Annotated in this window: 15 protein-coding genes; 12 read left to right on the forward strand and 3 right to left on the reverse strand. The window is 72.2% G+C overall.

Annotated elements, in window-relative coordinates; genetic code table 11:
* Positions 1–415: 415 nt before the first annotated feature.
* Positions 416–2,713 (reverse strand): hypothetical protein, encoded by a 2,298-nt coding sequence (locus QP089_RS21460; RefSeq protein WP_285913504.1) that lies wholly within the window; start codon positions 2,711–2,713, stop codon positions 416–418.
* 174 nt (positions 2,714–2,887) lie between these two features.
* Here QP089_RS21460 and QP089_RS21465 point away from each other — a divergent pair, with 174 nt between their 5' ends.
* From QP089_RS21465 to QP089_RS21510, 10 genes are all read left to right on the forward strand, one after another.
* A complete protein-coding gene (locus tag QP089_RS21465) occupies positions 2,888–4,318 on the forward strand; it encodes a glycosyltransferase 87 family protein (RefSeq protein WP_285913505.1) in 1,431 nt (476 codons plus the stop codon).
* On the forward strand, positions 4,318–4,797 hold the full coding sequence (locus QP089_RS21470; RefSeq protein ID WP_285913662.1) for a DUF4446 family protein: 480 nt from the start codon (positions 4,318–4,320) through the stop codon (positions 4,795–4,797). Before QP089_RS21465 ends, QP089_RS21470 begins: the two co-directional genes overlap by 1 nt.
* A gap of 209 nt (positions 4,798–5,006) precedes the next feature.
* The gene (pheA, locus tag QP089_RS21475; protein WP_285913506.1) at positions 5,007–5,945 is read left to right on the forward strand and encodes a prephenate dehydratase; all 939 of its coding nucleotides are present in this window, start codon (positions 5,007–5,009) and stop codon (positions 5,943–5,945) included.
* Between the two features lie 154 nt (positions 5,946–6,099).
* Complete coding sequence (locus QP089_RS21480) at positions 6,100–6,882, forward strand: hypothetical protein (protein WP_285913507.1); 783 nt, start codon at positions 6,100–6,102, stop codon at positions 6,880–6,882.
* An 11-nt stretch (positions 6,883–6,893) separates the two neighbouring features.
* Positions 6,894–7,217 carry a WXG100 family type VII secretion target gene (locus QP089_RS21485; RefSeq protein WP_285913508.1) on the forward strand — a complete coding sequence of 108 codons (324 nt, stop codon included), beginning with the start codon at positions 6,894–6,896 and terminating at the stop codon, positions 7,215–7,217.
* Positions 7,217–7,711, forward strand: a complete 495-nt coding sequence (locus tag QP089_RS21490; RefSeq protein WP_285913509.1) for a WXG100-like domain-containing protein — start codon at positions 7,217–7,219, stop codon at positions 7,709–7,711. The genes QP089_RS21485 and QP089_RS21490 overlap by 1 nt, the downstream gene beginning before the upstream one ends.
* On the forward strand, positions 7,704–8,213 hold the full coding sequence (locus tag QP089_RS21495; RefSeq protein WP_285913510.1) for an EndoU domain-containing protein: 510 nt from the start codon (positions 7,704–7,706) through the stop codon (positions 8,211–8,213). Before QP089_RS21490 ends, QP089_RS21495 begins: the two co-directional genes overlap by 8 nt.
* 17 nt (positions 8,214–8,230) lie before the next feature.
* Positions 8,231–8,674 carry a hypothetical protein gene (locus tag QP089_RS21500; protein ID WP_285913511.1) on the forward strand — a complete coding sequence of 148 codons (444 nt, stop codon included), beginning with the start codon at positions 8,231–8,233 and terminating at the stop codon, positions 8,672–8,674.
* A 16-nt stretch (positions 8,675–8,690) separates the two neighbouring features.
* Positions 8,691–9,092 (forward strand): hypothetical protein, encoded by a 402-nt coding sequence (locus QP089_RS21505; protein WP_285913512.1) that lies wholly within the window; start codon positions 8,691–8,693, stop codon positions 9,090–9,092.
* Positions 9,093–9,242: 150 nt separating this feature from the next.
* Complete coding sequence (locus tag QP089_RS21510; RefSeq protein ID WP_285913513.1) at positions 9,243–9,395, forward strand: hypothetical protein; 153 nt, start codon at positions 9,243–9,245, stop codon at positions 9,393–9,395.
* Between the two features lie 6 nt (positions 9,396–9,401).
* Here QP089_RS21510 and QP089_RS21515 read toward each other — a convergent pair whose 3' ends face one another.
* A complete protein-coding gene (locus QP089_RS21515) occupies positions 9,402–10,298 on the reverse strand; it encodes an RNA polymerase sigma-70 factor (RefSeq protein WP_285913514.1) in 897 nt (298 codons plus the stop codon).
* Entirely contained in the window at positions 10,295–11,389 is a 1,095-nt protein-coding gene (locus tag QP089_RS21520; RefSeq protein WP_285913515.1) for an NAD(P)/FAD-dependent oxidoreductase, read from the reverse strand. Before QP089_RS21520 ends, QP089_RS21515 begins: the two co-directional genes overlap by 4 nt.
* Positions 11,390–11,747: 358 nt before the next feature.
* On the opposite strand from QP089_RS21520, the gene QP089_RS21525 reads away from it, so the two are divergent.
* Together QP089_RS21525 and QP089_RS21530 are read left to right on the forward strand one after the other, a co-directional pair.
* Entirely contained in the window at positions 11,748–13,391 is a 1,644-nt protein-coding gene (locus QP089_RS21525) for a hypothetical protein (protein WP_285913516.1), read from the forward strand.
* 14 nt (positions 13,392–13,405) lie between these two features.
* Positions 13,406–14,230 carry a class I SAM-dependent methyltransferase gene (locus QP089_RS21530; protein ID WP_285913517.1) on the forward strand — a complete coding sequence of 275 codons (825 nt, stop codon included), beginning with the start codon at positions 13,406–13,408 and terminating at the stop codon, positions 14,228–14,230.
* Positions 14,231–14,309 lie beyond the last annotated feature (79 nt).

Here is a 14,309-nt window from a genome sequence, read left to right on the forward strand (position 1 = left end):
GTGCAGGAGGCCAGCAACATGGTCTCGTTCGCCACCCCCTGGCATCTCCTCGACCGGATGCTCGGGCGCGGCTCGCAGCGCGACGTGATCAAGTCGGGCTCGCTGGTGCTCGGGATCGTCCTGTTCCTGCTGCTGGCGCGCGGCCTCCCCAAGGACGACGCCCTGCCGGGATGGCCGGGCCAGGCCGCGAACCGGCGGATGGCCACCGCGTTCGTGCTGGCCTGGCTGCTCGCCGCGCCCTACGTCCTGCCCTGGTACGACGGGTTCGGCTGGGCGCTGCTGGCGCTGCTCCCCTGGTCGCGCATCGACTGGATCCTGCTCGCCCACACCGCCGCGCTCAGCCTCGCCTACCTGCCCGCGCGCGCGCCGCAGCGCATCGGGATGCCGCACGACCTGTCGTGGCTGTTCACCGTGGTCAGGCCGACGGTGATTCCGTGGACGCTTCTCGCGGTGCTCGCGGCCTTGGCTGTTCAGTGCCTTCGTCCAGGTCGATCTCCAGCGAGCGCACCCCGGCGGCGAGCATCAGCGGGGTCGCCAGGCTGAACGCCACCGACAGGATCACCACGCCCGAGTCGTTCACCAGCGTCCCGATGATGCCGACCGCCAGCGCGCAGATCAGCGCCGGACGCATCGTCCAGCTGTGCTGGTAGGCGCGGTGCAGCAGGGACACCGCCCGCCACCGCGTCGGCCGGGCCAGCACGAAGAACAGGAACACCAGCGCGGCCGCCAGCGCCAGCGTGAACGGCCAGTACCCGAGGCTGTTCAGCATGGCGTTGAACTTGCGGGTGACGACGTCCCAGGCGTTGCCGTCCATCAGGTCCTGCCAGAACCGGCCCATGTGGGTCGGGTTGGCGCTGCGCGAGTTCCACCAGGAGATCGCCAGCACCAGCGCGACCCCGGCCACGCAGAACGCGCCGAGCTTCACCGGCGACACCCGCTTGCCGGTGATCATCATGCCGAGCATCGCGAACGCGGGGGTGATCGCGATGACGCCGCCGAAGTCGCTGCCCCAGGCGGGCAGCCCGTCCACCGCGACGGTCAGCAGCCCGATCGCCGCGACGAGCGCCACCGCGGTGATCTTCGCGCGGCGGGACGCGCCGACCAGGCCGCCGGTGTCGGGCTCGGCGCGGTGCCGGCGCATCGGGAACTCGCACACCCACGCCGCCGTCAGGATCGCGGCCACCGCGAACAGCGAGAACGCCTGGTTGCCGAACCCGTAGAACCGCCCGGCGACCAGCGCCGTGTACCCCATCAGCGTGTTGAGCTGCAGCGACGAGCCCGTCATCACGTCCAGCGCGAGCACCACCGCGGTGACCGCGGTGATCACCAGGCCGGGCAGGAACGTCGAGCGGCGCCACGGGCCGGCCAGCGCCACGCCCGTCATCAGCCCCGCGAAGCCGAGCACCGTGCAGATCAGCACCGGGGTCGGGTGCGCGGCCCGCCACCACGGCATCAGCCCGGCCAGGAACGACGCGCCCGGCGCCGCCCCGCCGAGCAGCGCGATCACCCGCGTGCCGCCGAGGATCCGGGCCCGCGAGCGCGGGTCGTTGCCGAGCCGCCGCAGCGCCAGCGCCGCGATCCCGTACAGGACGAGCTGCGTCGCGAACAGCACCCAGTAGAACGAGGTCTGGACGGCCCGGATCGCCTGCGCGGCGACGTCCTCGTCCTCCAGCGCCTCGACGCGCTTCTTCGTGGAGTCGCCGGAGCGCTTCGGCGTCCACGCCGACCCGACCGCCTGCCTCGGCTCCTTGAGCCCGAGCTGCTTGAGCGCCGTGGACGTCAGGTCGGTCAGCGTGACGAGGCCGTCCTGGCGGGTGGCGCTCGAGGTGAGGAGGCCGGGCTTGAAGCCGGAGCCCTTCGCGATGGCGACGCGCAGGTGCGGGTTGACGCCGGTGTCGGACAGGCCCGCGACCAGGACCGTCGTCCCGGCGGGGATCCCCTGCAGCACCTGCGCGACGCGGCGGTCCGCGGCGGACGCGGCGGCGGCGCGCTTGCCGTCGGAGACGGGCACCTGGTCGCCGTGCGTGTCCACGCCCTCGTTGAGGTAGGCGCGGAACACGTCGTCCACGTCGACGGCGGCGAGCTGGCAGCGGGCCCAGTCGGCGGGCGTCGCCTTGTCGGTGGACGGGATGTAGCGGTCGACCCGGCCGCCGCCGTCGCCGGCGCCGAACACCGCCCCGGGGCCGACGGCGAGGGTGCAGCCGCCCGCCGCGTGCACCGCGTCGCCGAGCAGCCCGGTCTGCGCGTGGTAGCCGGTGCCCGCGTTGTCGCTCTTGATCGCCGGCCAGCCGGGCGCGACGGCGCCGCCGGCGGGCGGCTGCTCCGCGGGGGCGGCCTGGCCCGGCAGGATCGGGGTCGGCGGCAGCGCGCAGTCGCCGTGCGCGAGGCGGGAGCGCTGGCCCGCCGACAGCGTCAGCCAGCCGTCGGTCGGGCAGGTGGTGGTCCGCGTGGTCCGGACGCTGAGGCCGCCGGCGGAGCCCTCGCGGGTCAGCCCCCACAGGGCGGGGGTCGTCTCGGCGCCGACGTCGCTCCACCTCAGACCCGGCACCCCGATGATCACGACCCGGCCGCTGATCGCGGCGGTGGCGGGCTCGGTGGCGGGTGCGGGTGCGGCGGGCGCCGTCGCCGCGCTCGCCGCCGAGGGCGTGAGCACGGCGGTCAGCAGCGCCACGACGGCGACGAAAAACCCGACATTCGCCCCCCGCTGCGTCATGGCGCTCAGGTTACAAGAGCTTCACCCCCGCGCGCCGGTCGTCCGGACGGGCCCCGGACCGGCCCGGACCGTCCGGGACGCCCGGCGCGGCGGGGCGCGCCGGATGCATATCCTTCGGGCGGGGCCGCCCGATCGGGCCCGGCCCGGTGGGCCCGATCACACCAGGATGTGGGAATGCGAGGAGTCAGCGGGACGCGCGACGAGGCCGGCCGGCCCGGATCCGCGCCGCCCGAAGTCCCGCCGCCCGGAGCCGCGCGCGCCGGGGCGGGGCGGCGCTCGGTGCTGGACGCGCTGATCATGCTCGCCGGGGTCGCCGTCGCCGTGGCCGCCGTCACACCGATCGTCTCCCGGCGGCTCTACAACCAGCCCGACCAGCGGCTCGTCGACCTGGAGGTCTACCGCGAGGGCGGGCTCGCGGCGCTGCGCGGGGCGCCGCTGTACGACTTCCTCACCCAGCCGCCGCAGCTGCTGCCGTTCACCTATCCGCCGTTCGCCGCCGTGCTGGCCGTCCCGTTCACGCTGCTGTCGTGGCGGGCCGCGCAGTGGGCGTGGACGGCGCTGATCTACGTCGCGCTGGCGATCGCCGTCTGGTACGCGTTCCGCGACCTGATCCGCCGCACCGGGCGCTGGGCGCCGCTGACGACCGGCGTGCTGGTCGCCGCGATGGCCTGGCTCGACCCGGTCCGCGACCAGATCCGGTTCGGCCAGGTCGGGCTGTTCCTGCTGGCGATGTGCCTGGCCGACTGCTGCACCCGGTCGGCCCGCTGGCCGCGCGGGCTGCTGGTCGGCCTCGCGCTGGCGATCAAGCTGGTGCCGGGCGTCTTCCTGGTCTGGTTCCTGATCACCGGGCGGCGGGACGCGTTCGTCAATGCCCTGGTCACCGCGGTGGCGGTGACGCTCGGCGCCTTCACGGTGCTGCCGCACGACTCGGCCGCCTACTGGTTCGGCGCGCTGCTGCAGGGCGGCGACCGGACCGGCGCCGTCGACGGGACGACCAACCAGGCGATCAACGGGATCGTCGCGCGGATCATCGACCAGGGGGCCGCCCGGACGGCGGTGTGGCTCGTCCTCGCGCTGGTCATGGCCTATTACGGCTTCGGGCTGGCCCGCCGGACGACCTACGCGGCGGACGCGCTGGCCGGCGCCCGTCCGGCGGCCACCGGGCGGATCGGCGCCGACCATTGCGCCGCCGCCGACCCCCGGTCCGGCGCGGGCGCCTACAGCCTGCTGCTCGCCGGGGTCGCGATCACCGGCCTGCTGTCCGTGCTTCTGTCCCCGGTCGGGTGGATTCACCATCTTGTGTGGATGATCCCGGTCATCGGGGCTTTGGCGGGCGATGGGCGAGACACGCGAAGATGTCTTTCCGGCCTGGCGATCTGGATCTTCTTCCTGTTCCCGCTGCCCTGGTGGGGGGCGCACCTGTCCGGTCCCGGACGCGCTCCGATCGCCCGTTTCTGGGGGAGTCTGGAGCGCGATTCGTTCGGGCTGGCCGCGATCGTCTCCGTCCTCGTCCTCGGAATCTGGCTGACGAACCGCCTCACCCGGCAGATCGGTCGCGAGGATCCTTCGCACCGCGAGGCCGAGGTCGGTACGCTCGCCACGTGATGCTTGTCGCGGTGGCCGTCGCCGGCCTGGTCGCCGGGGTGGCCGGGCTATCCATCGCGGTGGTGGCCCACAACCGGGTGAACCAGGTCGTCGAAGAGTGCGGGGAAATGCTCAGGCGCCAACTCCAGGTCGCCTCGGGCGAGGTCGACGAACGCGCACTGCGCGACCTCGCCATCGTGCATTACGACGCGCTCAAGGAGATGTCGGGGCACCGGTCCTTCTCGCTCGCCGTCCTCAACGCCGTCGGGGACGGCGTCGTGGTCAGCTCGATCAACGGGCGCACCGAGACCAGGACCTACGCCAAGGCCGTTCAGGGAGGGCACCCCGTGGAGATGCTCTCCCCCGAGGAGAACCAGGTGCTGCGCGCCGCGCGCCTGGGCAAGGGGCCCGTCGTGACGATGGACGACCCCCTGCCCGACTTCAGCGGCAACGGCGGCGGCAGCGGCGGGGGCGACCGCACGCCGACCGCCCGCGCCTGACGCCGTCCCACGCCCGACGCCCGGCCGGGGTTGCCCGCGCCGGACGCCTTCCACGCCGACGCCCGGCCGGGGCCGCCCGCGCCGGGCGTCCGGCCGGGGCCGCCCGCGCCGGGCGCCTGGCCGGGGCTTGACGCGGCGGGAAGTACACTCGTCTCTTCCGGCACCGCAGAAGCAGGTGCCCCGCCGGACCGCGCCCTCGGGGGATCTTCGTGACCGCAGAAACCAGGCCCGCACGCTACGCCTACCTGGGTCCGCAGGGCACGTTCACCGAGGCCGCGCTGCTGTCCCTGCCCGGCGCGGCCGGGGCCGAGCAGCTCCCGCTCGCCACCGTGCCCGCCGTCCTGGACGCGCTGCGCCGCGGCGACGCCGACTCCGCCGTCGTCGCGCTGGAGAACTCCGTCGAGGGCTCCGTCCCCACCACGCTGGACGAGCTGGCCACCGGCGAGCCGCTGCAGATCGTCGCCGAGGTCCACCTGCCGGTGTCGTTCGCGCTGCTGGTCCGGCCCGGCACGTCCCTCGCCGACATCAAGACCGTCGCCTCGCACCCGATCGCGCAGCCGCAGTGCCGCCGCTGGCTCGCGGCCAACGTCCCGGACGCCGAGTGGCGCGCCGCCACGTCCAACGCCGAGGCCGCCCAGCACGTCGCCGACGGCCACTACGACGCCGCGCTCGCCGGGTCGTTCGCCGCCGCCCGCTACGGCCTGGCCGTCCTCGCCGAGGACATCCACGACGTCGCCGACGCGGTCACCCGGTTCGTCCAGCTGCGCCGCCCCTGCGTCCCGCCGCCCCCCACCGGCATGGACCGCACCAGCGTCGTCGCGTTCATCGGCGAGGACCACCCGGGCGCGCTGCTGGAGATCCTCACCGAGTTCTCCGTCCGGGGCATCAACCTGTCGCTGATCCAGTCCCGCCCGACCGGCGCCGGCCTCGGCTCCTACCTGTTCTGGATGGACCTCGAAGGCCACGTCGACGACGCCCGCGTCGGCGAGGCCCTGATGGGGCTGCGCCGCATCTGCGCCGACGTGCGCTTCGTCGGCTCCTACCCGCGCGCCGACCAGGTCCGTCCGGAGATCCGCCGCGGCACGCACGACAACGACTTCACCGAGGCCGCCGCCTGGCTCAGCACCATCCGCACCGGCCACTCCTGACCCTCTCCCCGCATTTCCGGACCGCCCGAATAGCCGTTTCGGTATAACCGTCTCCGGCCACCGCCTGATGCGCGGAAAAGCCATTCCTTTAATGCCGATTTGACTGCTATGGTCATCGCCCGTTGATCGTGTCATCCGGGGGACGGACGGCGTCATGGACGAGCGGATCGGGCGGGCGCGCGCGAAGCTGGCGGACCTGCGGGCGGCACCGGCCGTCCCGCCGCCCGGCGAGCACGCCCCCGGCCACGCGGTCTCCGAGGACGACCGCGTCCGCGTGATCGCCGCCGCCCGCCGCGTGACCGCGATCGAGCTGGACCCCCGCCTCCTGCGGCTCGACGCCGACGACCTCGCCGCCGAGCTCACCGCCGTGATCAACGCGGCGCTCGACCGGGCCCGTCCGGCCCCGCCCGAGGCGCGGGACGTCCCGCCGGTCGACCTGAACGCGATCCGCGCGAAGCTCGGCACCGTCCTCGACGAGGGCCAGGCCGGCATGCGGCGGATCACCGGCGCGCTCGGCGACGCCGTCGCGCAGATCAACGAGCGGGCCGTCATGCGCGGCACCTTCGAGCCGCCCGACTTCGAGGACATGTTCGCCCGCACCCGCGCCGCGCTCGCCGCCGCCGGCGGCGGCGCCCACGGCACCGCCGAGGGCGAGGCGTGGGCGGTGGACGACCAGCTGTACGCGAAGGCGTCCTCGTCGGGCCACGTCGTCCGGCTGGTCTGGGAGTACGGCCTGAGCGCCGCCGACATCGCCGACGGCGCCCGCGCCGCGGTCAACGACGCCCTCGCCCGCGCCGAGACCGAGGCCCGCCGGTCCGCCGCCCCGTCCGCGGAGTTCACCGAGAACGTCCGCGCCGCCCAGGACGCCGGCCTACGCGAACTCGGCAGATACGTCACGTCTTTGCAGTCCCTGATGAGCGACGTCCAGCCGAAGTAGCGGGAGGCCGCATGGCGCCGGAACTGAAGGTCGACCACGAGCAGATGCTCAAGAGCGGCCGCGACATCGGGAACGCGGCCACCGACCTGCGCTCCCACTGGCAGCAGTTCCAGGGAGAGCTGTCCTCCTACGGGCAGCCCTGGGGCGAGGACGACATCGGCTCGATCATCGGCGGCTGCTACCAGGCCGTCCTCGAGGTGTTCCAGGACTGCCTGGACGACAACATCGAGGGCGTCGCGGAGCACGGCGACGGCGTCCAGACGATGGCCGCCGGCTACCGCGAGGCCGAGGACACCTCCGCCATCGAGGTCAACCGCGTCAACGACGTCCTCTGATGGGCCTGCAACTCCCCGGCGAGCTGCGCTCGCTGCTGTCGATGCTCGGCTACAGCTGGCCCGAGGCGGACGAGACCAAGCTCATGGAGATGGGCGCCGCCTGGCTCCGGTTCGCCGGCACCCTCGGCCAGCCGGTCGCCGACGCCCACGGCCACGCCCAGCAGGTCTGGACGACCCACGAGGCCGACGGCGTCCAGGCCTTCAAGGACTCCTGGACGCAGGGCGACGCCCCGCACGCCAACCTGGAGGACGCCCGCACCGCCGCCCAGATCATCGGCGCGGGCCTGATGGTCTGCGGCGGCATCGTCCTCGGCCTGAAGATCAACACGATCGTCCAGCTCGCCCTGCTCGCCGCCGAGATCGCCCAGGCCATCGCCACCGCCCCGGAGACCTTCGGCGCCTCCCTCGCCGAGATCCCCATTTTCAAGGAGATCACCGGCGCCCTCATCGACCAGCTCATCAACCTCGCCATAGACGCGATCCTCAATGGCTAAGGGCAAGGGCAAGGCCACCGCCGGCCTGATGGGCGAGGCGATCAAGTTCCTCCGCAGAGCCAACCGCCGGAACCGTCGCGGACGAATGAACCCCCACTTCAGGGATCACGTGTTCAAGGGGCACGAGAGACCCGGACTCCCCAGCGGATCCGGATACCACTACCGGCCGGGCGGCAAGGACTGGCCCGGCCGCCGCCTCAAGCCGGGAACCTCGGTCACCAAGGATCCCGCGACGGGCGCCTACCGCGGCCAGCCGCAGTTCTGGGACCACACGACCAACCCGCCCGGCTGGAAGAACAAGGCCGGTAACGGCGGCGAGAGTTCGTTCTTCCCCGACCACTGGCCACCGCAGAAGGTCGACGCCGCGATCGCCGGAGCATTCCACAAGGGCACTCCGGTCCCGGGCACCAACAAGTGGCGCGGCACCTATGATGGGGTGACGATCGAAGGGTTCTACGATGGTCAAGGTGGATATACCCACGGTTGGCCGATCGTGCCGTAACGGATGGGGGCCGCTTCGTGACCATTATGACGTTCTCGCTCGACGAGTACAGATTGCCGATCTACCAGGCCGAGGACGGAAAGTACCAGGCCCTGGGGGCGTGGATAACGACCGATATCTCGATCTATAAGAAGACGTGCCTCGATGCGTTGGCCATGGTGCACGACATCGTTGCGGGGCGGGCGCCCTTCGAGCCATGGAGCAGCGAGAACTACGAGGTCGACTTCTCTCCGTCGGGCGTCCGCATCCAGAACCTCTGGGTACCCCACGAAAAAGGCGAGTACTCCGTCGCCGACATGAAAGAGGTGGTAGAGGAGTACTGGAAATTCCTCGCCTCCATCCCCGACAACCCGCAACTCGTCCGCGGCTACCGGCCGGACCTGCCTGAATGGCAAGCCGACCTGTTGCGCTGGGAAGAAACCTGGAACCGCCCCCACCCCTACCGCGGCACCTTCTTCTGACTCCGCAAGGGGCGTCGTGACAGGACGCAGGGTCGAGTTCTTTCGGGATGAGCTGGGGGCGCCGGACGGGCGGCCGTCGAGCGAGTCGTATGCGTCCATCGCCTCGCTCCTCGTGAGCGACGTGGGCAACTCGACACGTTGGTGCCTGGACCTCCTCAGCATGCTCGAAGACGTTCGAACCGGCACTTCCGACGAAGACGAATGGCTCGGCAACTCCTGCGCCGGTGTGATCACGAAGAACGGGTTCGAGTTGACGGATCTCTACGATGACGAGTGGACTTTCCGCTATGGGCTGGACGATGCACACGACGTGACTGTCGACTACCTGGACTTTCTTGCGCGCGACACGGTCCGATCGGAAGTGGACCAGTGGGAGGCCACGAAGGGACGTCGGCATCCGTGCCGAGGCCATCTGTGATTCGATCGGGCTGCCGATGATTTCGTTTTTTAGCGGTGGGCATGGGGTGCCGGATTATGACTTCACTGATGAGGCTGAGACCGCGCTTGGGGCGTTTCTGGTCGGTGACGTCCAGACCGGCGGTGACTGGTTGCTCGACATGCTGGCCTGGTGGGGCACTACCCGCTGGCCGACGCGAGCGAGGTCATGGTGCGCTACTGGGCCTTCCTCGCCGGGCATTCGAGCGTGGGGTGGAAGCGGCGGGAGCTCGCCGGGTGGGAGGCCCGGCGTTCTCGTCGGCATCCGGTGCGGGATGTGTTGTAGGGGTGTTCAGCGCAGGGTGATCGGGGTTTCGGATTCGATGCGGGTCAGTTTCTCGGGGTTGCGGACGTAGTAGAGGCCGGTGATGCGGGCGTCCTCGACGCGGATCGCCATGACGCCGTCGAGCTCGCCGTCGACCCGCATGAGCAGCGCCGGGTTGCCGTTGACCACGGTCGGGTGGGTGGTGATCGTGGCCCGGGTCTTGCCGGTGCCGCCGATGATGTAGCGGGCCACCTTGCCGGCGCCGTTGATCGGCCGCAGCGCGGCCTGCTTCACGCCGCCGCCGTCGCTCACCAGGACGATCTCAGGGGCGAGTACGTCGAGCAGGCCCTGCAGGTCGCCGGTGTCGAGGGCGCGGCGGAACGACTCCAGGACGGCCCGGGTCTCGCTCGCCGACACCGTCTCGCGGGGCCGCCGGGCGTCGACGTGCCGGCGGGCGCGGTAGGCGATCTGCCGGACGGCCGCCGGGCTCTTGCCGACCGCCTCCGCGATCTCCTCGTAGCTCACGTCGAACGCCTCGCGCAGCACGAAGACGGCGCGTTCGGTCGGCGACAGCGTCTCCAGGACGAGCATCAGCGCCATCGACATGCTCTCGGCGAGATCGACGTCCTCCGCCACGTCCGGCGTGGTGAGCAGCGGCTCGGGCAGCCAGGGGCCGACGTAGGCCTCCTTGCGCCGCGTCATCGTCCGCAGCCGGTTGAGCGCCTGCCGGGTCGTGATCCGCACCAGGTAGGCGCGCTCGTCGCGGACCTCCGCCCGGTCGACCCGGACCCACCGCAACCAGGTCTCCTGGAGCACGTCCTCGGCGTCGGCCGCGGAGCCGAGCATCTCGTACGCGACGGTGAAGAGCAGGTTGCGGTGGCGGACGAAGGCCTCCGTCGCCGGATCGGCGGTGGGGTCGCTCACTTGCCCTTCCCGTCCTTCGATCCGGGGAGGCCGGTGGCGCCGATCCCGGTGCGGGCGCTCCATCCGGCGCTGCGGACCACCAGCTCCTTGGTCGCGGCGCCGGGACGGCCGGCGAGGTACTGCCGCCGCGGGCTGTCGTCCCGGCGGGACAGCTGGATCACGCCGTCGCGGCGGCCGAGGCTGACGCACGTGGCGACGTACTCGACCGAGTAGGGCCTGAGCGGGCGGCCCTTCGCCAGCCGGGCCAGCGTGTCGGCCGCGTGCACGCCCTGCGGCTCGGCGGTCTGGCAGGACATGCGGGAGCCGGGGACGGCGGCGCAGTCGCCGACCGCGAGGATCCGCGGGTCGCTCACGCTGCGCAGGTACTCGTCCACGACGGCGCGGCCCCGCTCGTCGACCTTCAGGCCGCTGCGCGCCGCCAGGTCGGGGACGCCGCCGATCACGGCCCACAGGGTGACGTCGGAGGCGAGCCGCTCTCCGGACCGCAGCAGCACCGCACCGGCCTCCACCTCGTCCACTCCGTCCTCCAGCACCGACACCTTCAATCGTTCCAGGCCGGCGCGCACCCGACGGCGGGCCCCCGGCGACAGGGAGGCCGCGAAGTCCCGTCCGACGAGCCGGACCTCCAGGTCGGGACGGGCGTAGGCGACCTCGGCGGCGGTCTCGATGCCGGTCGGCCCGGCGCCGACGACGGTCACCGTCCCGCCCGCGGCCAGCTCCGCCAGCGCCGCGCGGGCCTGCTCGGCCCCCTCCCACGTCCCGACCGGGACGGTGCCGGGCAGCGGCGACAGCGTGCTCCCGACGGCCAGGACCAGGTAGTCGAAGTCCAGGGTCTCGCCGCCGTCGAGAACAACGCTGCCGTCGCCGATCTTCTCGACCGCCGCCCGCCGCGAGCGGACGCCGTCGCGCAGCACCTGCGCGAGCGGCGTCGCAGCCTTCCCCGTCCCGGCCAGCTGCTGGTGCAGCCGCACCCGCTCAACGAAGTCGGCCCGCGGGTTGACCACCGTGATCTCCGCGCCGGGCACCTTCTTCGCCAGCCGGTTCGCCGCGAGCGTCCCTGCGTATCCAGCACCTGCAACGACGACCTTCATGTCCGCCTCCTCCATCGAAATGGGTTCGCACATGAGACACCGCGGGCCGCCCGCGCATAACAACGTCGCGAGTGACCCGCGTCACGCACACCGAGGTGACCGAAATGTGATCAGCAGTCTTTTCCCGAGCGACAACCGCTAGTGGATCTTGGACGTCTCCTGATCGTTTCCTGAACGCCCGCGGAGAGGCCCTTCCTTGCGCCGAACGTCGTCCCTCCTGGCCACCGCCCAGCGGGTGGTTCAGCGAGAGCTTCAAGGCGTCCCAGGACGGGACGTGGATGGCCGCCTGCGACGGCAGCGCGAACTACCTCGCGTCGAACAAGCCCAGCGACTACGTGGATGTGCGATGAAGATTCGGATGCGCCGTTTGCTGGCGCTCTTCACGGGACTGGTAACGGTCGCGGTGCTTGTCGTGGTGCCGTCCGCGAATGCGGCGGACTCCCCGAACATCCGGTCGGTTCGGCTGTTGTCGCCGGGGGCGACCACGCAGATCGAGGTGGCCGCCGTTTCGCAGAGCGACATCACGAAGGTGCGCGCCGACCTGCGGACGCTTGGCGGCGGGCCTGAGACCGTTCCGGTGGACGACTTCGAGCTGGTCGGCGGCACCGCCAAGGACGGCGTGTGGCGGACGAAGTCCGCGGTGACGGTGGCGCAGGGCCGCTGGACGGTGGACGTCGAGCTCACGAACGCCGCCATGACGCGGAACCTGCCTGGGCGGGCCGTGATCGACAACGGGCTGGACACGGAGCTCGCGGACGTGGCGGTGTCGCCGACCACGGTGGACGTCGACCATCCGCAGGTGACCTTCCGCGCCCGGCTGCTCGCCAGGAACCCCGACGGCGCACAGACGCCCGTCGCGGGGGCCCGGCTGCACGTCGACCAGCCGGACGGGCAGAGCGTCACGGCGGTCACCGACGCGGACGGGCGCGCCGAGGGGACCGCCGCCTTCACCGCGTCCGGTGACGTCGTCGTGTCGTACCCGGGCGACTTCCTGCACCGGCCGGCGCGGAGCGCGGCGACGGCGATCTCCAAGCAGCGGCTCCGCACCCGGATCAGCCTGGCGATCAAGGGACGGCTCATCGCGGGTGAGAAGGCGACGATCACCGGGAAGCTCGAACGGCAGGACCGGGCCGGCGCGTGGGCGCCGTTGGCGGGCAAGCAGGTCGACCTGCAGTTCGACAAGGCGGTCGGCGGTGACTGGCACACGGTCGCCTCGCCGAAGACGGACGCGAACGGCGTCTACAGTGCGACGGTCCCGGTGACCGATGACGGCGCCTGGAATGTCTCCTTCGCGGGCGATCCGGTCCATCTCCCTGGCGACTACGCCGACTACCTGCAGTCGTCCGATGACACCAGCGTCGTCCAGATCGCCTACCGGACGTCCATCAGCGGCTTCGACGCCGGTCCCGAGCCGGTCGGCAGAGGCGACACGATGACGGCGACCGGCCAGGTCCTGCGCAGGCTGGCGGACGGCCGATGGGTCGCGGCCGATAGCGCCCTCGTGGAGCTGCAGTTCTCCACCGACCAGAAGACGTGGAGCGACGTCGTGGCGGGGGTCCTCGACGGAGCGGGCCGGTTCGCGATCCCGACGCGTGCGGCGCGGGACGGGTACTGGCGGGCCGTCGTGCGCGACGACGGGTTCGCCTCCTTGCCGTCCACCGGCCCGGCCGACTACGTGGACGTCCGGTACCGCACGGAGATCGCCGATTTCAACGCGAGTCCTGAGCCTGTGGTCAAGGGCCGTACGGTCACCATCGTCGGCGCGCTCTACCGGGAGCCCAAGCCGAACCAGTGGACGAGCTTCGGTAAGCAGAAGGTGTCGTTCTACTTCCGGGCCAAGGGGGCGTCCACGTGGACGTATCTGGGCGCTGCCACGGCCGACGGGCTCGGGCGGTTCCGGAAGGGGTTCAAGGCGTCCAAGGACGGCACCTGGCGCGCCTACTACGGCGGCTCGTCCGCGTACGTGAAGGCGTTCCGGGACGACTACGTGGACGTGCGTTAGCGTACGCTGCCCTCGTGGTCGACTTCGATCTTTACGAGCGCGAGCTGTGGGCCGGGCGGGCCCCCGCGTACGAGCGGGGGTTCGCCCGGCTCACGCGGTACATGGTCGGGCCCCTGCTGGACGCCGCGGGCGTCGCGGCCGGGACCCGGGTGCTCGAGGTGGGGACCGGGCCGGGCTTCGTGGCCGCGGAGGCGGTGCGGCGGGGCGCGGAGGTGTCCGCGCTGGACGCCGACCCGGACATGGCGGAGGCGGCCCGGCGGAACGTGCCGGGGCTGGACGTGCAGGTGGCGGTGCTGCCGGAGGTGCCGTTCCAGGACGGCACGTTCGACGCGGTCGTCGGCAACTTCGTGATCAACCATGTCGGTGAGCCGGGCGCGGCGCTCGCCGAGCTGCGGCGGGTGCTGCGGCCGGAGGGGCGGCTGGCGCTGAGCTGCTGGGTGATGCCGGGCATCGGCGCGCTCGCGGTGGTGCGGGAGGCGATCGACGCGGCCGGGGTGCCGTGGCCGGACGACATCCCGCCGTCGCCGTTCATGGAGTACGGCGAGGCGATGGCGTTCCGGCGGCTGGTGACGGAGGCGGGCTTCGCCGACGTCGCGGTCGAGGAGGTGACCTGGGAGCACGTCGTCGACCCTGAGGAGTGGTGGGAGACGGGCGCGCTCTCGGCGGTCGGCAGCAACGGCGTCGCCGTCAGCCGGCAGGACGAGAAGACCATCGCGCGGATCAAGGCGGAGTACGACCGGCTCGTCGCGGAGTACGCGTTGCCCGCGGGCTCGGATCCGGACCTGGACGGCCAGGTGGCGCTGCCCGCGCACGCCCTGCTGGCCAGCGCCCGGCACTGACCCGGGCAGACGCCCGGCAGCCGACCCGCGTAGGCGCGCGGCGCCTGGCCCGCGTAGGCGCGCGGCGCCGGGCGGACCG

This window comes from Actinomadura opuntiae, assembly GCF_030283205.1.
In the GTDB taxonomy this organism is placed as follows: Bacteria; Actinomycetota; Actinomycetes; order Streptosporangiales; family Streptosporangiaceae; genus Spirillospora.